General features: G+C 63.5%; 17 protein-coding genes. 8 read left to right on the top strand and 9 right to left on the bottom strand.

The annotated features are described in order from the left end of the window. Positions 1 to 55 precede the first annotated feature (55 nt). From acuI to olsB, 3 genes are all read left to right on the top strand, one after another. Positions 56 to 1,045 (top strand): acrylyl-CoA reductase (NADPH), encoded by a 990-nt coding sequence (gene acuI, locus NKH97_RS09355; RefSeq protein WP_128303215.1) that lies wholly within the window; start codon positions 56 to 58, stop codon positions 1,043 to 1,045. Positions 1,046 to 1,182: 137 nt separating this feature from the next. After that, complete coding sequence (locus NKH97_RS09350) at positions 1,183 to 3,441, top strand: response regulator (RefSeq protein ID WP_352610179.1); 2,259 nt, start codon at positions 1,183 to 1,185, stop codon at positions 3,439 to 3,441. 180 nt (positions 3,442 to 3,621) lie between these two features. Then, on the top strand, positions 3,622 to 4,497 hold the full coding sequence (gene olsB / locus NKH97_RS09345) for a l-ornithine N(alpha)-acyltransferase (protein ID WP_023812526.1): 876 nt from the start codon (positions 3,622 to 3,624) through the stop codon (positions 4,495 to 4,497). A 148-nt stretch (positions 4,498 to 4,645) separates the two neighbouring features. Here olsB and NKH97_RS09340 read toward each other — a convergent pair whose 3' ends face one another. Together NKH97_RS09340 and grpE are read right to left on the bottom strand one after the other, a co-directional pair. Next, the gene (locus NKH97_RS09340; protein WP_352440853.1) at positions 4,646 to 5,278 is read right to left on the bottom strand and encodes a trimeric intracellular cation channel family protein; all 633 of its coding nucleotides are present in this window, start codon (positions 5,276 to 5,278) and stop codon (positions 4,646 to 4,648) included. A gap of 134 nt (positions 5,279 to 5,412) precedes the next feature. Further along, positions 5,413 to 6,048, bottom strand: coding sequence for a nucleotide exchange factor GrpE (gene grpE / locus NKH97_RS09335; protein ID WP_352610173.1), 636 nt, complete (start codon positions 6,046 to 6,048; stop codon positions 5,413 to 5,415). 239 nt (positions 6,049 to 6,287) lie between these two features. Between grpE and NKH97_RS09330 the strand changes: the two genes are divergently transcribed. From NKH97_RS09330 to NKH97_RS09320, 3 genes are all read left to right on the top strand, one after another. Continuing rightward, positions 6,288 to 6,488: a hypothetical protein gene (locus NKH97_RS09330; protein ID WP_023812523.1), complete on the top strand. Its 201-nt coding sequence runs from the start codon at positions 6,288 to 6,290 to the stop codon at positions 6,486 to 6,488. A gap of 97 nt (positions 6,489 to 6,585) precedes the next feature. Further along, a complete protein-coding gene (locus tag NKH97_RS09325) occupies positions 6,586 to 6,963 on the top strand; it encodes a hypothetical protein (protein ID WP_023812522.1) in 378 nt (125 codons plus the stop codon). Positions 6,964 to 7,091: 128 nt separating this feature from the next. After that, positions 7,092 to 8,114 carry a fatty acid desaturase gene (locus NKH97_RS09320; protein WP_023812521.1) on the top strand — a complete coding sequence of 341 codons (1,023 nt, stop codon included), beginning with the start codon at positions 7,092 to 7,094 and terminating at the stop codon, positions 8,112 to 8,114. Positions 8,115 to 8,231: 117 nt separating this feature from the next. On the opposite strand, the gene NKH97_RS09315 is transcribed toward NKH97_RS09320, so the two are convergent. From NKH97_RS09315 to cysG, 6 genes are all read right to left on the bottom strand, one after another. Then, positions 8,232 to 9,836: a GMC family oxidoreductase gene (locus tag NKH97_RS09315; protein ID WP_023812520.1), complete on the bottom strand. Its 1,605-nt coding sequence runs from the start codon at positions 9,834 to 9,836 to the stop codon at positions 8,232 to 8,234. A gap of 96 nt (positions 9,837 to 9,932) precedes the next feature. Beyond that, positions 9,933 to 10,466 carry a DUF934 domain-containing protein gene (locus NKH97_RS09310; RefSeq protein ID WP_023812519.1) on the bottom strand — a complete coding sequence of 178 codons (534 nt, stop codon included), beginning with the start codon at positions 10,464 to 10,466 and terminating at the stop codon, positions 9,933 to 9,935. A 111-nt stretch (positions 10,467 to 10,577) separates the two neighbouring features. After that, positions 10,578 to 11,342: a phosphoadenylyl-sulfate reductase gene (locus NKH97_RS09305; RefSeq protein ID WP_023812518.1), complete on the bottom strand. Its 765-nt coding sequence runs from the start codon at positions 11,340 to 11,342 to the stop codon at positions 10,578 to 10,580. Next, positions 11,317 to 12,987, bottom strand: coding sequence for a nitrite/sulfite reductase (locus tag NKH97_RS09300; protein WP_023812517.1), 1,671 nt, complete (start codon positions 12,985 to 12,987; stop codon positions 11,317 to 11,319). The genes NKH97_RS09305 and NKH97_RS09300 overlap by 26 nt, the downstream gene beginning before the upstream one ends. Positions 12,988 to 13,030: 43 nt before the next feature. Beyond that, complete coding sequence (locus NKH97_RS09295) at positions 13,031 to 13,324, bottom strand: DUF2849 domain-containing protein (RefSeq protein ID WP_023812516.1); 294 nt, start codon at positions 13,322 to 13,324, stop codon at positions 13,031 to 13,033. Beyond that, the gene (cysG, locus tag NKH97_RS09290) at positions 13,321 to 14,772 is read right to left on the bottom strand and encodes a siroheme synthase CysG (protein ID WP_023812515.1); all 1,452 of its coding nucleotides are present in this window, start codon (positions 14,770 to 14,772) and stop codon (positions 13,321 to 13,323) included. The genes NKH97_RS09295 and cysG overlap by 4 nt, the downstream gene beginning before the upstream one ends. A 420-nt stretch (positions 14,773 to 15,192) precedes the next feature. Here cysG and NKH97_RS09285 point away from each other — a divergent pair, with 420 nt between their 5' ends. Next, on the top strand, positions 15,193 to 15,642 hold the full coding sequence (locus tag NKH97_RS09285) for a baeRF12 domain-containing protein (protein WP_023812513.1): 450 nt from the start codon (positions 15,193 to 15,195) through the stop codon (positions 15,640 to 15,642). Between the two features lie 223 nt (positions 15,643 to 15,865). Further along, positions 15,866 to 17,662 (top strand): cation:proton antiporter domain-containing protein, encoded by a 1,797-nt coding sequence (locus tag NKH97_RS09280; protein WP_352610164.1) that lies wholly within the window; start codon positions 15,866 to 15,868, stop codon positions 17,660 to 17,662. A gap of 70 nt (positions 17,663 to 17,732) precedes the next feature. Here the strand turns inward: NKH97_RS09280 and NKH97_RS09275 are convergent, their stop codons facing one another. Continuing rightward, positions 17,733 to 18,542 (bottom strand): AraC family transcriptional regulator, encoded by an 810-nt coding sequence (locus NKH97_RS09275; protein WP_023812512.1) that lies wholly within the window; start codon positions 18,540 to 18,542, stop codon positions 17,733 to 17,735. Positions 18,543 to 18,722: the final 180 nt, after the last annotated feature.

Below are 18,722 nucleotides of genomic sequence, written 5' to 3'. Positions count from 1 at the left end.
CCGTGCCGCCATCGCCGCACAGTTCATGTCGCCAAACACGATCGCGGAGAAAGACATGTCCGAAACCTTCAAAGCCATCCTCGTTTCGCGTGACGCCGAGAAAAAGCAGTCGGTAACCGTGACCGATCTCACCGACGCCGACCTGATGGAAGGCGATGTCACCATCGCGGTCGAGGCAACGACGGTGAACTACAAGGATGGCCTGGCGATCACAGGCAAGGCGCCGGTGATCCGCCGCTGGCCGCTGGTGCCGGGCATCGATTTCGCCGGCACCGTCATCTCGTCTTCCCATCCCGACTGGCGCGCCGGTGACAAAGCCATCCTGAACGGCTGGGGCGTCGGCGAAACCCATTTCGGCGCCTATGCTGGCCGCGCCCGTGTCAAAGGCGACTGGCTGGTGCCGCTGCCGCAGGGCATCAGCCCGCATGACGCGATGGCCGTCGGCACCGCAGGCTATACCGCCATGCTCTGCGTCATGGCCCTGGAGCGGCACGGCATCCTGCCCGATCGCGGCCCGGTGGTGGTGACGGGGGCGGCCGGCGGTGTCGGCTCGGTCGCGGTCTCGATCCTGTCCAGCCTCGGCTACCATGTCATTGCTTCCACCGGCCGCAATGCCGAAAGCCCCTATCTGATCGACCTTGGCGCCGCCGAAGTGATATCGCGCGACGAGCTTGCCCAGCCGGCCAAGCCGCTGGCCAAGGAGCGCTGGGCCGGCGGCATCGACGCAGTTGGCAGCCACACGCTGGCCAATGTGCTCTCGATGACCTCCTATGGCGGCGCGGTCGCCGCCTGCGGCCTGGCCGGCGGCATGGACCTGCCGACCAGCGTCGCGCCCTTCATCCTGCGCGGCGTCTCATTGCTCGGCATCGATTCAGTGATGGCGCCGAAAGCAGTCCGCCTCGAGGCATGGCGCCGCATCGGCACCGACCTCGATCTTCAGAAGCTCGCCAGCCTGTCCAGCACCATCGGGTTCGACGGCATCGTCGATGCCGCGCGCGACATCGTCGACGGCAAGATCCGCGGCCGCGTCGTCGTGGATATGTGACTCCGCCCAACTGCCGGAAGGGATGGAATCGCCAGATCTGCGGCAAACCCGCCGCGCCTCGGCAAAAAGCGCTCATCCGCTAAAATTCGAACGATCCGCCGCAATTTTCCATAATCTCTGTCTGGCAAGGATTTCGCATGATCGCGGAATCCGGCAGCCAACAGGCGGACACTGGCGACGACGTCGATGCGGTGCTCCCGCCGCTGGTGCCCGAGCCGGAATTCTCCAGGCGCGAAAGCCTGCCCTTTCTGACATTCGTCGCCATCGTGGTGGTGGCCGGGCTGGCGCATCTGACCGGGGCACCAATCTTCATTAGCGTCGCATTGCTGGCAACCGGTCTTGCCGGTCTTGCCCTGCATCTGCGCGCCAGGCGGAGCGAACATCGCACCTCTGCCCTTCTTGACGAAACCACTGCCCGCAGCCGCGCCGAGATCGAGACGCTGGCCGACCGCATGTGGGAGATGCAGGAGAGCGATGAGCGCTTTCGCGGCCTGATCGACGCGCTTGGCGATCTCGTCATCCATCGCGACCGCGATGGCTACATCGTCTATGCCAACAAGGTCTTCGCCGATCTCGTCGAGATCGACCAGCGCGACCTTGCCGGCAAGACCCTGGCAGAACTGGGCATCGAGGTCGGCATGGTTCCCGATGCCGCCTTTTCCGACCATGAGTGCCTGAGTTCCACCGATGTCTCTATCAGCACGCCGAGCGGGCAGCGCTGGTTCTCCTGGATCGAACTGTCGGTGCGCGACAAGGACAGCGGCGCGGTTTCGCACCGCGCCATCGCCCGCGACATCACCGCCCGCAAACGCGCCGAATCCTCGCTGATCACCGCACGCGAACGGGCCGAATATGCCAGCCAGGCCAAATCGCGCTTCCTCGCCACCGTCAGCCATGAAATCCGCACCCCGATGAACGGCATCATGGGGATGGCCAGGTTGCTCGCCGACACCAGCCTGTCGCCGGAGCAGCAAACCTATGTCGGCGCGGTCTCGACCTCGGCCAGCGCATTGCTTGCCCTGATCGAGGATCTTCTCGACTATTCCAAGATCGAAGCCGGGCGTTTCGACCCCGAGCCGCAGCCGATGTCGGTGCGCGAGATCGCCGACAACATCATCGAATTGCTGGCAGCGCGGGCTTTCGCCAAGGATATCGGGCTGGGTTGCCATGTCGAACCCGACGTGCCGCAATTGATCACCGCCGATCCGGGCAAGGTGAGGCAGGTGCTTCTCAACCTCATCGGCAACGCCATCAAGTTCACCGACAGCGGCGGCGTGCTGGTGAGCATAGCATGCGCACGCACCGAAACCAGCGACCGCATATGCTTCACCATCGCCGATACCGGTCCGGGCCTGCGTGATGCCGACCTGGAGCGCATTTTCGAGGAGTTCGAGCAGGCCGACGGCACGTCGACACGCACACATGGCGGGGCCGGCCTCGGCCTTGCCATCTCCAGACGCCTGGTGGCCGCCATGGGCGGCACGATCTCGGTATCCAGCCGGCTCGGCCAGGGATCCGAGTTCGTCTTCGAAATCCCTGCGATAGCGGCCACCGAAGCGCCGCAGGGCCACCAGAATGCTCTCTCGGGCAGACGCGCGGTGATCCTGTCGAAGAACGCCGTCGAGGCCGACGCCATCGCCCGCACCATCCGCGCCAATGGCGGCGCGGTCGACATCGCCACCACTGCCGCACAGGCCGCGCCTTTCGCCGCCGGCTGCGATGCGATCCTGGTCGATGCAGCGATGGAAGAAGGCGACGGAAGGCTGCTCAAGCGCCTGCGCCAAAGCGGTTTCTCCGACTGTGAGGCGATCACGCTGATCGCGCCGACCGATCGCGGCATGCTTGGCGAGTTCCGAGCCAGCGGCTACGCAACCTTCCTGGCCAGACCGGTGCGTGGCGGAACACTTCTGCGTGTGCTGTTGAGCAGCCATGCTCCGAGCCTCGGCCCGCCGCAGCCGGAAAGGCGCGGCGCGCCGACGCTGCGCGCCGTCGGCAACCGCCAGCGCGGCCTGTCGGTGCTGATCGCCGAGGACAATGACATCAACGCCATGCTGGCCCGCGCCACGCTGCTGAAGGCCGGGCATCGCGTCAAGGTGGTCGGCAACGGCAAGGCCGCCGTCGAGGCTGTCACCGGCGCCGCGCACAAGGACCGCTTCGACGTGGTCTTGATGGATCTGCACATGCCGGTCATGGACGGGCTGGACGCGATTGCCGCCATCCGCCGCCATGAGGAAGAAAGTGCAGTGCGGCCGGTGCCGATCATGGTGCTGTCGGCCGACAGCCAGGAAAAGACCCGTCATGCGGTGTTGGCCCATGGCGCCAGCGGCTTTGTCACCAAGCCGCTCGACCCCGAGGCGCTGGTCAATGCTGTCGAGGGGCAGGTCGTCGCGGCCTGAGCTTTCCACCGTCATTCGGCACGGGCGATCACTTAAACGTAGCCGGTTGATCGTATTCGCCAGCCGACGAAGTATTGCCCATGACGTCGTATCACGGTACTGTCACAATCCTGTTGCACCTACACCGTATCCCCGTGCCAAGAGGGATGGCTCGAAGGAGAATCACTCGTGCATACAGTTATGCCGGAATGTGACACTCGGCCGAACGCCAGCAGCGCCTTGCTTGCCGGACGTAACGTCGATTCCGTCATAAAGGGCGCTGCGCTGGGCCGTATAGGCAATCTTGAAGTGCGGCTCGCTCGCAACGAGGCCGAGATCGCGGCCGCGCAGGAAGTGCGCTACCGGGTGTTCTACGACGAACTTGGCGCCAGGAAGGACCTGTTCCAGGCCCATGACCGCCGGGACGCCGATCGGTTCGATCCGCTCTGCGACCATCTGCTGGTTTTGGACACCACGCTTTCCGGTCCCGAACATCGCCGCATCGTCGGCACATATCGGCTGCTGCGGCAAGAAATCGCGGCCACGGCCGGTGGCTTCTATTCCGAAGGTGAATTCGAGCTGACCAAGCTCATCGCCCGCCACCCCGGTCAGCGTTTCCTTGAACTCGGCCGCTCCTGCGTGTTGCCGGAATACCGCTCGAAGCGCACCATCGAGGCGTTGTGGCAAGGCATCTGGGCTTACATCAATCATTACGAAATCGGTGTGATGACCGGCTGCGCGTCCTTTCACGGCACCGTGCCGGCGGCGCATGCCGAGGCGCTCACCTACCTAGCCCACCACTGCCGGACGAACTCGGCCTGGGACGTGCGCGCGGTGTCCGGGCGCTATTGCTCGATGGATCTGATGCCGATCGAGGCCGTCAATGCCAAGGCGGCGATCGCCGCGATGCCGCCTTTGGTCAAGGGCTATCTGCGCGTCGGTGCCCGCATCGGCGATGGTTGCGTCATCGATCGCGAATTCTCGACGGTCGATGTGTTCGTCGTGATGCCGGTCAAGGAGATCGGCGCACGCTACGTCAACTATTATGGCGGCGAAGCCCAGCGCTTCGCGGCGTGAGATTGAGTAGGCAGTAGGCAGTAGGCAGTAGTGATGACGCCACGATTAAGCTCCTGTGACTACTGATTATTCCCTATTCCCTATTCCCTATTCCCTATTCCCTATTCCCTATTCCCTATTCCCTATTCCCCATTCCCTATTCCTCTCTTCACGGAATATCTTCCGGCCGCCTGCCGGGTCGGCTCTTGTAGGACGGAAACGACCAGCCGAATTTGAGCGCACCACCGCGCACGAGGAACGCCGCCGCAAAACCGGCGAGGTCCGAGGCGAGCGGCGGCAGTCCGGCAAGTTCGCCAAGCGTGTAAAGGCCGGCACCCGCAAGGGCCGCCGTAACGTAGATTTCGGGCCTGAGCAGCACCGATGGCTCGCCGGCAAGGAGATCACGCAGAATGCCGCCGAAAGTGGCGGTGAGCACGCCGGTGATGACGGAGACGACCGGCGAACCGGTAATCGCAAGCCCCTTGGCCGCGCCCATCACCGAAAAAGCGGCGAGCCCGACGGCGTCGAGCCAGAGCAGCCATTTCCAGCGCGATTCGACACGATGCGCGCTGAAGAAGACCAGCACCGCAACCGCGGCGCAGACCAGCACATAGCCGGAGTTGGCGACCCAGAAAACCGGCAGGTTGAGGATAACGTCGCGAAGCGTGCCACCGCCTATCCCGGTGACGCTGGCCAGGAACAGGAAGCCGATAATGTCGAGCTGCTTACGCGAAGCCGCCAGCGCCCCGGTCGCCGCGAAGACGGCGACACCGGCATAGTCAAGAAGCGCGATAGGGTTCATGAGGCCAAGGCAGTAGGGATTAGGGATTTAGGGATTAGGGATTAGGCAGTATGAATAGCACGAAGCCGCGCGATGATACGACTGCCCTAGTTTCCTACTGCCTACTGCCTACTGCCTACTGCCTATTCCCTGCCTCACGCATCTTTCTCGGCCTGTTCGTTCACCGGCCCCGGCTCAACCGGTGCTTCAGCGGCGGCGAACTTTGGCCCGCCCTTGGCGACGCCCACCATGGCCGGGCGCAGCACGCGGTCGCCGATCGAATAGCCCGGCTGCACGACCTGGACCACGGTGTTGGCCGGGACATCCGGATTGGGCACTTCGAACATCGCCTGGTGGAAATTGGGATCGAACTTCTCGCCTTCAGGCGCGAGCTTCTTGACCCCATGCCGTTCCAGCGCCGACAGCATGGCGCGCTCGGTGAGGTCGACGCCTTCGATCAGCGCCTTGAAGCCGGCGTCACCCGATGCCTTGGCCTCGGCGGGAATCGCATCCAGCGCGCGGCGCAGATTGTCCGACACCGACAACATGTCGCGGGCGAAATTCGCGACCGCGTAGGTGCGCGCATCGTGCACATCGCGCGCCGTGCGGCGACGCAGGTTTTCCATCTCGGCCGCCACGCGCAGCGCGCGGTCCTTCAGCTCTTCATTTTCCTTCAGCAGCCGCACAAGGGCTTCATAATCACCGTCGGTGCTGCCTTCCGTGCGCTCGACTGTGGGCTCGGTCGCCTCGACTTCATCGGGCGCGCGTTCGTCTTTTGCCTGGTCGCTCATCGCCGTTTCCCGTCAATCTCGAATGATGTGGATTTTGTGCCCGATATCGATGTTTGGCGGCCAAAAATCAAGGGGTAAGCGACTATGGAAGCCGCCGGCCAAGGCGGGACAATGACAGGCAAGACATTTCGACTTTAATTCAAATTTTACCTTAACCGCCGGCTTTGCTTGCCACACAGGCATGATGGGGGAACCATTCTCTTGCTGCAGGAGTTTCGAAGCCGAGACAGGATTTTGAGATGATGACCCGCAACATGGGCGAAAAGGCAGAGGGGCTGGCCATCGAGATCAGGCGCCAGTTCGGCGCCGAGGCGGTGACCCGCTTTCTGCGCACCTTGCCGGCCTTCCGCACCGAAGCCGACATCCCCGACCGGCTCAGAGAACTGCTCGACCGCCTCGATGGGGCGGAGCGCGGTGACATCGGCTGGCGCCGGCCGTAACGCAACAATCGATCTTGGCAGCAAACCTCCTATCGGCAATAGCCGGGGAGAGCCGAACCATCTAAGGATAGATGGGTTGGTTCAAATGGAGGACGTAATGCGCAAGGTTTCGATTACCTCATCGCTGATGGCGCTTGTCGGCCTCGGCGCCATAACTTTGGCGGCCTTTCCGGCACAAGCAGACAATCTGCAGCTGCAATTGGGCAAACATGGCCCGCGGCTGAAGCTCATGGAAGATTGCGACCCCGCCTACGACGATTGCGAAGGTCCCCGTCGCGACGATCGGCGCGACCGGCGTCAACGAGGCTGCACGGAAGACCGGGCTCTCGACAAGGCAGAGCGAATGGGCATCCGCCGCGCAAGAATTGAGTCCATCGGCCGCCGGGAGATCACGGTCCGCGGCAGACAGGGTGGCGACCGCGTGCGCGTGACTTTTGGCACCGAGCGCGGCTGTCCTATCCTCGATCGCGAATAGCGGTCGACGTCATCAGCAGGTTGAGCTGGCGGTTGGCTGGCTCGACCGCCAAGCCACGCGACAATTACGCACAGTAATTTTGCGTGATGTTGCCTTGCGGCGGCGAGGCACCGCGCCTATGCTTCCTGATGAACATGATTTCCCCTGAGGCGGTGGCCAACAGCAAGCGCGCCTGGCTGAAGATTCTCGCCCGCTACAAGAAGCCCGACAGGCGGCGCAGCGCCGTCGAACTCGCCATCACCCTCATTCCATTCGCCATACTCTGGGGACTGTCCTCGGCGGCCTATGCCTATGGCCATTGGTGGGGACTGGTCCTCATCCTTCCCGCGGCCGGGTTTCTGGTGCGCATCTTCATGATCCAGCACGACTGCGGCCACGGCTCCTTCTTCGCCAATCGCTACGCCGACGACTGGATTGGCCGCGCGCTCGGCATCCTGACGCTGACGCCCTACGATTGCTGGCGGCGTGCCCACGCGACGCACCACGCCAGCGCCGGCAATCTTGACGAACGCGGCATGGGCGACATCCGGACGCTGACCGTTGCAGAATACCGGCAGATGTCGTGGCGAGGCCGCCTCGCCTACCGTCTCTATCGCCACCCGCTGGTGATGTTCGGGCTCGGTCCGATCTGGCTGTTCATCTTCGAGCAAAGGCTCCCCGTCGGCATGATGCGCGGCGGCCTGACCCCTTGGGTGTCGTCGATGACCACCAATCTTGGCATCGCGGTCGCGGCAGCCATCCTCATCTGGTTCGTCGGCCCAGGCGCTTTCCTGGTGGTCCACCTGCCGATCGTCATCCTCGCCGGTTCGGCCGGCATCTGGCTGTTCTACGTCCAGCACCAGTTCGAGGAAACGGAATGGGCGAAGGATGCCGACTGGGAATTCCAGCACGCTGCCCTGCACGGATCGTCCTATTACGATCTACCGCCGGTGCTGAACTGGCTCACCGGGAACATCGGTGTCCATCACGTCCATCATCTCTCCGCCAAGGTGCCGTGCTACCGGTTGCAGGAAGTGCTGCGGGATTATCCCGAGTTGCGCGACATCGGCCGTGTCACGCTGCTCGAAAGCTTGCGCTGCGTCAAATTGGCATTGTGGGACGAAAACCGCCGCAAGCTGGTGTCGTTCCGCGAGGCACGGGCGGCGGCTTAAGCAATTCCAGGAGAAGTTTGAACGGTTTCCCAGGGAAAGCGCGTAACGTTTTCCCTGGGCAATTGCGTCATAACAAAAGGACCGCCGCGCTATGGGCGCCGCGGCCTGGAGCTCCGATCAGGCAGCCCTGATCATGTCGGCGGCCTTTTCGGCGATCATGATGGTTGGGGCATTGGTGTTGCCACCAATCAGTGTCGGCATCACCGAGGCGTCCACGACACGCAAGGCTTCAAGCCCGCGCACCTTGAGTTGCGGATCGACCACCGCCATCTCGTCGACCCCCATCCGACAGGAGCCGACCGGGTGATAGACCGTGTCGGCGCGGGTACGGATATGGGTCATCAGATCGGCATCGCTCGGCTCGCCGGCGATGTGCATTTCCTTGTGCCGGTAGCGCGTCAGCGCCGGCGAAGCCAGCACCTGCCGGGTGATCCTCACGCCTTTCAGCAGCAGTTCCGCATCGCGCTGGTCGCCGAGAAAGCGCGGATCGATGCGTGGCGCGGCAAATGGATCGGCGCTGGCCAGCCCAACCTCGCCACGTGAGTGCGGCCGCAATATGCAGACATGACAGGAAAAACCGAAGCCGTAGTGCAGCGTGCGCGCATGGTTTTCGACCAGGCCGATGACGAATTGCAGCTGCAGGTCAGGGCGTTCAAGCGCCGGGTCGGATTTGACGAAAGCGCCGCTCTCGGCCGCCGGCGAGGCGATCAGCCCGGTTCCATCCCGGCGCCACTGCGCGATGTGCCTGAGGAAACCCAACGCGCCGCGCGGGCTCATGCCAAGCATATCGGTGTCCTTCGATCTCCAGCCGACGATGAAATCGAGGTGATCCTGCAGGTTCTTGCCGACGCCCGGCAATTCGTGGACGACGGGAATGCCATGCACGGCAAGTTCGGCCGCCGGGCCGATACCCGATAGCAACAGAAGCTGCGGCGAACCGAAGGCACCGCCACAGAGGATCACCTCGCGCGACGCCTGTGCCACTGTCTCGCCTTTGCGTGTCCGGTAGCGGATGCCGGTGGCGCGCTTGCCGTCAAGGACGATGCCTGTGGCGTGCGCCCGCGTGACCACGGTCAGATTGGTCCGCTGCATCACCGGATGGAGATAGGCGGCGGCAGTCGAACAGCGCTCGCCATTACGGGCGCCACCGGCAAACTGGGTCACCTGGAAATAGCCGGCGCCCTCTTGTTCCGGTCCGTTGAAATCGTCCGAGGCGCGAATCTGGTTTTCGCCACAAGCCTCTATGAAGGCCTTGGCGATCGGCCTCGGCGAGCGCTGGTTCGACACTTTCAGCGGGCCGTCCCCGCCATGCAACGCATCAGTGCCGCGCTCATTGCCCTCGGCGCGCCGGAAATAGGGCAGCACCTCATCCCACGACCAGCCCTCGCAGCCTAGATTTGCCCATTCGTCATAGTCGCTGCGATGGCCCCTGACATAGAGCATTGCATTGATTGCGCTGGAGCCGCCCAGCGCCTTGCCGCGCGGCTGGTAGCCCTTGCGGCCGCCAAGACCTTGCTGCGGCACGGTCTCGAAGGCCCAGTTGTTGATTCTGGGCCGGCCGGAAAGCATGCTGATAATGCCAGCAGGAGCGCGGATCAGCATATCCCTGCCCTCGCCGCCAGCTTCGATCAGGCAGACCGTTTTCGATGGATCTTCCGAAAGCCGCGCGGCAAGCGCACAGCCGGCGGACCCACCGCCGGCTATGACATAGTCGTAACGCATGAAGACCCCTCCCCGATCGTCCACGGATTTCCATCCGGATGATCAAGAAAAGGCCTGAACACGACTGATGTAAAGACGCGCGGAATTACCGCAACGTCAGCTGCTGCGAACGCGCCGCCAGGAGTATTTCGGGCCTTTTGGTTCCGGCACGGCGGCTGGCTGGTAGTAGAGCCCCAATCCGCCGGTACGGTCCTCCTCCAGGCGCTTCAACAGCACCGGATTGGAAATCTCGAACTCGTCGAAGCCCAGCCGCAGCATATGCGGCAGCTGGTCCACCAGCACCTGGCCCGTGGCGCGAACGGCACCTTCGAAATGGTAGCGGCCGCGCAGCAGTTCTCCCTTGGAGAACGAGCGGCCGTCGCTGAAGGCCGGGAAGGCCAATGCCACCAGCGACAGCTGGTCGAGCAGGTCGGCAATCTTCTCGAGCTGATCACCCGGCTGCAGCACGACGCCGAGCCGTTCCTTGGCCGAGCGGCGTACCTCCGGATCGAGATCGAGGAAGGCTTGCAACGGCAGGATGAAGCGGCCGTTGCCGGACAGCGCATCGGCGCTTTCGGCATGCGTCCACTCATCCTCGTGAAAACCCGCAGTGGTCCAGAGTCGGGTCTCCGGTGTCGTCGGTCCAGTCATAAAGATTCCTAAAGCCCCAAGATCCAGGTCCGCTGAAAGTCCATCCCACGCAAAGCCGGCGGTCTCCGGACGAAGGTCGCCGTTTGCAGGCCGGCTGAATTTCAGCATACCCTATAGTGATGCGTCGGTCAGCGACTTCTCCAGCCCCGACAGGTGAATGCCGCACTCGGTCTTGGCATGACCGGCCCAGCGGCCGCTGCGCGCGTCCTCGCCCGGCTGCACCGGCTGCGTGCACGGGAAGCAGCCGATCGACAGATAGCCATAGGCGACCAGTGGATTTTCGCGCAGCGCATGCGCGCGCATATAGTCGGCCTGGTCCGATGTCGTCCAATGCGCCAGCGGATTGATGCGGATGCGTGGACCGACCGCCTCGAACACCGGCAGCGCTGCCCGCGTCGCGGCCTGGAAACGCTTGCGGCCGGTGAGCCAGGCTCGAAATGGCGCGACACCGCGCGCCAGCGGCTCCACCTTGCGCACGTCGCAGCAGGCGTCGGTGTTGCTCTGATGCAGATTGCCCGTCGGATCGATCCGTTCGAGTGCTGCTTCCTCGGGTTTGATCACCCTTATGTTGGTCAGCCCGAAATCGGCGGCGAGCGCGTCGCGATAGCCGAGCGTCTCCTCGAAATGCTTGCCGGTGTCGAGGAAGATGACCGGCAGTGTCCGGTCGATCTTGGCGATCATGTGCAGCAGCACAGCCGAATCCGCGCCGAACGACGACACCGCAGCGATCTCGTCAAGGAACAGTTCGCGGGCCGAGCGTTCGATGATCTCGAGCGGCTTCAGATGACCGTAGAGCGCATCGAGCCCCGCCGCTTTGGCGGCGATGCCGTCATCGACGTCTCCAATACGGTCAAGCGGCCTTGGCTTCGCCAGCATAGAGCGCCTCCTTGAACGGCGCGGGACCGACTCGGCGGTAGGCGTCGATGAATTTCTCTTGTGGGTCGAGCCGAAGGCCGAGATAGGTCTCGACGATCTGTTCGATGGCGTCGGTGATCTCTTCCGACGAGAAGCCGCGGCCGATGATCTCGCCGACCGAGGTGTTCTCGTCTGCCGAGCCGCCCAGCGTCACCTGATAGAGTTCGGAGCCCTTCTTCTCGACGCCGAGGATGCCGATGTGGCCGACATGGTGATGACCGCAGGCGTTGATGCAGCCGGAGATCTTCAGCTTCAGTTCGCCGATCTCGCGCTGCCGTTCCAGCGAGGCGAAGCGTTGCGAGATTTCCTGCGCGATCGGGATCGAGCGCGCCGTGGCCAGCGCGCAATAATCGAGGCCCGGGCAAGCGATGATGTCCGATATCAGGTTGGAGTTGGCTGTCGCCAGACCGATGCCGACCAGCGCATCATAGACCGCCTTGAGGTCGGCGCGGGCCACATGCGGCAGGATCAGGTTCTGCTCATGGCTGACACGCAGCTCGTCAAAGCCATATTTCTCGGCGATGTCGGCGATCGCTTCCATCTGGCTGTCCGAAGCGTCGCCGGGCACCTCGCCGATGCCCTTCAGCGAGATCGTCACCGCCGCATAGTCGGGATGGCGGTGCGTCACGACGTTCTGGTCGAGCCACTCCGAAAACCCCTTGGAATCGAGCCGCGCCAGCTTGACCGCCTGGTCGCCTTCCGGCCGCCCAGCGAGCACCGGTGGCGCGAAATAGGCCTCGATCGCGCGGATGTCGGCTTCCGGCAGCTTCAGCTCGGCGTCCTTCAACTCCAGCCACTCGGCCTCGACCTGACGGGTGATCTCCTCGACGCCGGTCTCATGGACGAGGATCTTGATGCGCGCCTTGTACTTGTTGTCCCGGCGGCCATAGAGGTTGTAAACGCGCAGGATCGCCGTGCAGTAAGACAAAAGATCGGCTTCCGGCAGGAAGTCGCGGATTTTCCGGGCAACCATCGGCGTGCGGCCCTGGCCGCCGCCGATATAGACGGCAAAACCGAGTTCGCCGGCGGCGTTCTTCTTCAGGTGCAGGCCGATGTCGTGGGTCTGAATGGCGGCGCGGTCGCGCTCGGCGCCCGTCACCGCGATCTTGAACTTGCGCGGCAGGAACGAGAATTCCGGATGCACCGACGACCACTGGCGCAGGATTTCCGCGTAGGGACGCGGATCGGCGACTTCGTCGGCGGCAGCGCCGGCGAAGTGGTCTGCGGTGACGTTGCGGATGCAATTGCCGCTGGTCTGGATGGCATGCATCTCAACGCTCGCGAGATCCGCCAGGATCGCCGGAATGTCAGACAGCGCCGGCCAGTTGAACTGGATGTTCTGGCGCGTGGTGAAATGGCCGTAGCCCTTGTCGTATTTGCGGGCGATGTGGCCAAGCATGCGCAACTGCTTGCCGTTCAGCGTGCCGTACGGCACCGCGATGCGCAGCATGTAAGCATGCAGTTGAAGATAGACGCCGTTCATCAGCCTCAATGGCCGGAACTGGTCCTCGGTGATCTCGCCGGCAAGACGACGCTGCACCTGGTCGCTGAACTCGGCAACGCGGGCCTGGACAAAATCGTGGTCGAACTCATCGTAACGGTACATGCTTGGTCTTTCAGGGCGCGTCCGCCCATGCCTGGTGTCTTGGTTATGCTGCCCGCGCAGCCTGCTTGCCGAGATCGTTGCGAATGGTCGGGCCGGCGGCGCGGATCTTCTCGCGCAGCCGCACCGGTTGGACGACGCCGTTGACGACTTCAGCGTCGATCAAATTGACGTCGACCACTTCGTTGGCGGCATAGGCCTTGGCGCCGGTCGCCTCGAGCCTGTCCTCGGCTGCCTTGTCATGGGCGAGGTCGGCATGGTCCACCGTCTCGGCCCAGCCGCCATCGGCGTACCAGACGGCAATACCGTCGGTGAGGCGGTTGGCGGTCAGTATCTTCATTGCTGAACTCCTTCGGCGACCGAACTGGACGCGCCTTCATGCCTGTGTGCCGCCAGCGGCTCGGACCGTTCAAAGTTGGCGCCGGCGACCGCATCGCCGATGATGGTCATGACCGGGCCGGAAAGATCGGCGCGCGTTTCCAGCGACGGCAGGTCGGCAAGCGTGCCGTGGAAGCGACGCCGGTTGGCGAGGCTGGCATTCTCGACCACGGCCACCGCCGTATCTGGCGACAGACCCGCCTCGATCAGCCGTCCGGCAACCTCGGCGGCCACCGAGCGGCCCATATAAACGGCGACGGTGGCGCCGGAAATGGCGAGCTTGGCCCAGTCGGGCAGCGAATTGCCCTTGAGGTCGTGGCCGGTGGTGAACACCATCGACGAGGAGACACCGCGCAAGGTCAGCGGCAGTTCGAAATCGGCGGCGGCGGCAAAGGCCGCGGTGACGCCCGGAACCACCTCATAGGCGATGCCGGCATCGCGAAGTGCCGCCATCTCTTCGCCGGCCCGGCCGAACACCAGCGGATCGCCTGACTTCAGCCGCACGACACGCTTGCCTTCACGGCCAAGCTCGACCAGCAGCGCATTGATCTCAGCCTGGCTCTTGGTGTGACAGCCCTTGCGCTTTCCGACCGGCAGACGCTCGGCATCGCGGCGACCCATGGCAACCACCGCCTCCGGCACCAGCGCGTCATGGACGATGACATCGGCTTCCATCAGCAGGCGGTGTGCGCGCAAGGTCAGAAGATCCTCGGCGCCCGGACCGGCACCGACCAGCGCGATGTGGCCGCGAGCCGGCGCATTCGAAAGCAGGAGATCGACGGCAGCATCATGCGCCTGCGAAAGCTGACCGATTTCAGCCGCGCGTGCAGGAGCACCAGTGAAGAAATCATTCCAGAAGCGGCGCCGGGCATTGCCTCTCGGCAGCAGCTTCTCGGCAGCCCCGCGAAACGAAGCGGCAAGCGTTGCCAGCGGCCCGAGCGACGGCGACAGCATACGGTCGATGCGGCCGCGCAGCATCTGCGCAAGCACCGGCCCGGCGCCTTCGGTGCCGATGGCGATGGCGACTGGCGCGCGGTTGACCAGCGCCGGGGTGAAGAAATCGCAAAGCTCAGGCCGATCGACGGCATTGACCGGAATGCTTAGGCGGCGCGCATCCGCAGCCACCCGACGGTCGAGTTCCTCGTCGCCGCTGGCGGCAAACACCATGATCGCGCCTTCGAGCTGCGATGCGTCGTAAGCGGCGGCAAAATGGCTCGCGCCGGCCTGGGCGACGAAGGCGAGCAGGTCAGGCTCGGCGTGTTCCGCGATAATCCGCAGGACCGCACTCGACTGTCCGATCAGCCGCGCCTTGGCCAGCGCCTCTTCGCCGCCGCCAACGATGGCCACAGCTTCGCCCTCGACCCGCATGAACACGGGGAAGGCATTGAGCTTGGGAGCAGTGTGCGACATGGACGCGAGCGGAATCCTGAATGAGCTTGCAGTTCTACGCGCGGGCGCGAGAAACCAGAAGGAACGCACTCGCGCATCCCTTATCGGGATGCAATTGCTTTTCTGAAAGCATCCCGGCCAAGAGAAAAATATTTCTCGTTTACAGATGGAGCGGATTCAAGCTGCTGTCGCAGGCCTTGTTTTCCGGGTCTTTTAGCGCCCGGGGAGAAAAGCCGCAAAACCGTTTTTTCTAAATTCTACCAAATTAGTAGATTAAAGCCGCGAACTCTGGATAGCCAGAATGTCCAACGCCGACGCGGCTGCCGACTGGAACATTAGTGGCTCGGGGCGCGTTCTCAAAAGGCCTGTCATATCGGATCGAAACCCCGGCTGCGGAACGCCACGAAAGGCCACCACGCGGCTGAAAAGGAGCCTGTCATCATGAACACAATCATACTCAAGCACGGTATCTGGGTCATGGTGGCCGATGGCGAGAAGGCGCTTTTCCTCCGAAACGCCGGCGACAACAAATATCCGAATCTCGAGGTGGTGCAGGAAATGCAGCAGGACAACCCGCCCACCCGCGAGCAAGGCAGTGACAGCCCGGGCCGATACAATGATGGTCCCTCCGTACACCGCAGCGCAGTCGAGGATACGGACTGGCACCGCATCGGCAAGGAGCGTTTCGCCGATGAAATCGCCGCCCGGCTCTACAAGCTCGCGCATGACGGCGAATTCAGCGAGATCGTGCTCGTCGCACCGCCGGTGGTGCTTGGGACAATGCGCAAAAAGCTGCATAAGGAGGTCGGGGACAAGGTGACCGCCGAAATTCCCAAGACATTGACCAACCATGCCATACCGGAAATCGAGGCCTTGCTGCAGGCAGCCTGATCATTGTCGATCGGCCCTGACCGATCGAGACGAATAGCACCGCACAAATTCCGATTTGACCGGCAGCTTTCTCGGCTGCCGGTCAAATATTTGCGGCAGCGCCGTCGATTTCATGGCTTTGCGGGTTGCATCGCCGACATACCATCCACCATATTGCAAACAGGCGGCGGCTTTGGGCGGCGCTCATCCAACATCGCTGTTTTTGAAAGGCGCTCCATAGACAATGCCGCATGACACGCCCCTTATCGCCACCATCGTCGCCGGTCTGGGGCTGGCTTTCGTCTTCGGGGCTCTCGCCAATCGCTTCCGCATTCCGCCGCTGGTCGGCTATCTCGTAGCCGGCGTGCTGGTCGGGCCGAACACGCCTGGCTTCGTCGCCGATGCCGGCCTTGCCAACGAACTGGCCGAAATCGGCGTCATCCTCCTGATGTTCGGCGTCGGGCTGCACTTCTCGCTCAAGGATCTGCTGTCGGTGCGTGCCATCGCCGTGCCGGGCGCCATCGTCCAGATCGGCTTTGCCACCGCACTTGGCGCCGGTCTTGCCTGGATGCTTGGCTGGTCGATGGGCGCGGGGCTGGTGTTCGGCCTGGCGCTGTCGGTGGCCTCGACCGTGGTGCTGCTGCGTGCCCTGCAGGAACGGCGGATGATCGAGACCGAGCGCGGCCGCATCGCCGTCGGCTGGCTGATCGTCGAGGATCTGGCCATGGTGCTGGCGCTGGTGCTGCTGCCGGCGCTGGCCGGCGTGCTCGGCGGTCAGGAGCAGGCTGACGCCCATGCGAGCGGCCTGCTGTCGCTGCCGGCCAGCTACGGCATCTGGGGCGTCGTCGGCATCACGCTGGCCAAGGTCGCCGCTTTCGTGATCGTCATGCTGGTGGTCGGCCGCCGGGTCATTCCCTGGATCCTGCATTACGTCGCCCATACCGGCTCGCGCGAACTGTTCCGGCTGGCGGTTTTGGCCATCGCGCTCGGCGTCGCCTTCGGTGCGGCAAAACTATTCGGTGTCTCGCTGGCGCTGGGCGCCTTCTTCGCCGGCATGATCATGAGCGAGTCCGAGCTCAGCCACCGCGCCGCCGAGGAATCGCTGCCGCTGCGCGATGCCTTCTCCGTGCTGTTCTTCGTCTCGGTCGGCATGCTGTTCGACCCGTTCAGCCTGATCAGCAATGGCTGGCCGATCCTGGCGACGCTGGCCATCATCGTCATTGGCAAATCACTGGCCGCATTCGCCATCGTTGTCGCCTTCGGCTATCCCATCGCCACGGCGCTGATAATTTCGGCAAGCCTTGCCCAGATCGGCGAATTCTCCTTCATTCTGGCTGAACTCGGCGTCGGGCTGAAGCTGCTGCCGGAACAGGGCCGCGACCTCATTCTGGCCGGTGCGATCCTGTCGATTGTCCTCAACCCGCTGATGTTCCTGGCCATCGACTGGATGAAGCCGTGGCTGGAACGGCGCGCCGCCAGGACGGCACCACCGGTCGAGGCAAAACCGGTTGGTCCGGCGACGGAGCCGGGCCAGGTAGCCTCTGTCGCGGCAACGACGAAAAAGGAGGACGGCCCGCCTCCAAAGACGGCACTCACCGGCCATGCTATCCTGATCGGCTACGGCCGTGTCGGTGGCCTGGTCGGCTCGGCGCTGAAAGACGCGGCAATGCCCTTCCTGGTCATCGAGGACGCCGACAAGACGCTGGCGAAATTGAAAGCGGACAGCATCGAGACCGTCGCCGGCAATGCGGCCAATGCCGAAGTGTTCGCCGCCGCCAATCCCGAAGGCGCCAGCCGGCTGATCCTTGCCATCCCCAATGCCTTCGAAGCCGGCCAGATCGTGCTCCGAGCCCGCACCGCCAACCCTGGCATCAACGTCATCGCTCGTGCCCATTCCGACGCCGAGGTCGAACATCTCAAGGGTTTGGGCGCCGATACGGTGATCATGGGTGAACGCGAGATTGCGCGCGGGATTGTGGAAGAAGTTCTCGGTCCCAAACCGGAGTTGAGGCGCGAAACCGCCGAGCCATCGGTGGCCTGAGTTCCAAAGCCCAGGCTGCACTCTCGCACGCTGGCACCGTGATCGGCTCGACCACCCTTTCAAGCGAGCATCACGCCACGAATGCAGAGCCGCCATTTTGCGCGATACCACTGAGGTATTTGGCCGGCGGCTTCCCAAGCGCCTTCTTGAACATGGTGATGAAGGCCGTAACGGAACCATAGCCGAGATCGCCCGAGACCTGCTGGACACTCTTGCCGGAAGCCAGTTCCCGAATTGCAACGATCAAGTGCAATTGCTGGCGCCAGCGCCCGAAACTCAGCCCTGTCTCCTTTGTCACAAGGCGGGCGAGGCTGCTTTCGCTGAGCGCGACGCGATTGGCCCATTCCGCCAGTGTGCTGCGGTCGGCGGGGTCCTGCGCCAACGCTTCGGCGATCCTGTTCAAGCGCGGCTCGGATGAGATCGGCAGGTGCAATTGCTGGACAGGCATGCGTGGCAACTCGGTGAGCAGTATCTTGGTCAAGAGCTCGCCCCTCGCCTCGTCGTCCTGCAGCCGATCGGAAAGCTCGATGATCAATTCGCGCAGCAGTGGCGAGATCGAAAGTGTGCAGCACCGCTCCGGCAGGTCGGCGGCGCCCGGCTCTATGTAGACGAAAAAAATCCGGGCGTTGGCGGTTGCGACATTGCTGTGCTCCATGCCGCCGGGGATCCACACCCCGCAATGCGGCGGCACCATCCATAGACCGCTTGGAACGCGGCATGTGACGCCGCCGCCGAGCGCGAAGACGAGCTGGCCTTTGCGGTGCCGATGGGCGGGGACTTCCGCTCGGGTGTCGGGGATGTCGACGCGCACGGCAATCGCCAGCGCGGCTGGGTCATCCACATCGAGATCGAGCCAGGGGTAGCTGAGGGGCTGTCTCATGATTGACTGTTATTAGCGATGAAACGCCACGATAGCTAAATTCTTTAACCGCGAAAGTCGATAGGCTTCGGTTCGCGCAGGGTTGATCTCGTGACGCTGCGCGCCCCCGGCGGTATGGCCCGCTACCTACGTGGGTACTCAGCTTGCAGTGCTTTCCAACGCAAGCTGGCACCGACAAGC

The sequence above is a fragment of the Mesorhizobium sp. M0870 genome (assembly GCF_040319775.1).
GTDB lineage: Bacteria > Pseudomonadota > Alphaproteobacteria > Rhizobiales > Rhizobiaceae > Mesorhizobium.
Note: the sequence above shows the minus strand (reverse complement) of the source record. Positions and strands in the feature narration are given on the sequence as shown.

Bases quoted from the DNA above. Each gene is read 5' to 3' on its own strand.
- NKH97_RS09340 (WP_352440853.1), bottom strand. From the start codon at position 5,278: ATGAACCCTATCGCGCTTCTTGACTATGCCGGTGTCGCCGTCTTCGCG.
- NKH97_RS09280 (WP_352610164.1), top strand. From the start codon at position 15,866: ATGCCGCATGACACGCCCCTTATCGCCACCATCGTCGCCGGTCTGGGG.
- NKH97_RS09320 (WP_023812521.1), top strand. From the start codon at position 7,092: ATGAACATGATTTCCCCTGAGGCGGTGGCCAACAGCAAGCGCGCCTGG.
- NKH97_RS09330 (WP_023812523.1), top strand. From the start codon at position 6,288: ATGATGACCCGCAACATGGGCGAAAAGGCAGAGGGGCTGGCCATCGAG.
- NKH97_RS09300 (WP_023812517.1), bottom strand. From the start codon at position 12,987: ATGTACCGTTACGATGAGTTCGACCACGATTTTGTCCAGGCCCGCGTT.
- olsB (WP_023812526.1), top strand. From the start codon at position 3,622: ATGCCGGAATGTGACACTCGGCCGAACGCCAGCAGCGCCTTGCTTGCC.
- cysG (WP_023812515.1), bottom strand. From the start codon at position 14,772: ATGTCGCACACTGCTCCCAAGCTCAATGCCTTCCCCGTGTTCATGCGG.
- NKH97_RS09285 (WP_023812513.1), top strand. From the start codon at position 15,193: ATGAACACAATCATACTCAAGCACGGTATCTGGGTCATGGTGGCCGAT.
- NKH97_RS09315 (WP_023812520.1), bottom strand. From the start codon at position 9,836: ATGCGTTACGACTATGTCATAGCCGGCGGTGGGTCCGCCGGCTGTGCG.
- NKH97_RS09295 (WP_023812516.1), bottom strand. From the start codon at position 13,324: ATGAAGATACTGACCGCCAACCGCCTCACCGACGGTATTGCCGTCTGG.
- NKH97_RS09325 (WP_023812522.1), top strand. From the start codon at position 6,586: ATGCGCAAGGTTTCGATTACCTCATCGCTGATGGCGCTTGTCGGCCTC.
- NKH97_RS09350 (WP_352610179.1), top strand. From the start codon at position 1,183: ATGATCGCGGAATCCGGCAGCCAACAGGCGGACACTGGCGACGACGTC.
- NKH97_RS09310 (WP_023812519.1), bottom strand. From the start codon at position 10,466: ATGACTGGACCGACGACACCGGAGACCCGACTCTGGACCACTGCGGGT.
- grpE (WP_352610173.1), bottom strand. From the start codon at position 6,048: ATGAGCGACCAGGCAAAAGACGAACGCGCGCCCGATGAAGTCGAGGCG.
- NKH97_RS09305 (WP_023812518.1), bottom strand. From the start codon at position 11,342: ATGCTGGCGAAGCCAAGGCCGCTTGACCGTATTGGAGACGTCGATGAC.
- NKH97_RS09275 (WP_023812512.1), bottom strand. From the start codon at position 18,542: ATGAGACAGCCCCTCAGCTACCCCTGGCTCGATCTCGATGTGGATGAC.
- acuI (WP_128303215.1), top strand. From the start codon at position 56: ATGTCCGAAACCTTCAAAGCCATCCTCGTTTCGCGTGACGCCGAGAAA.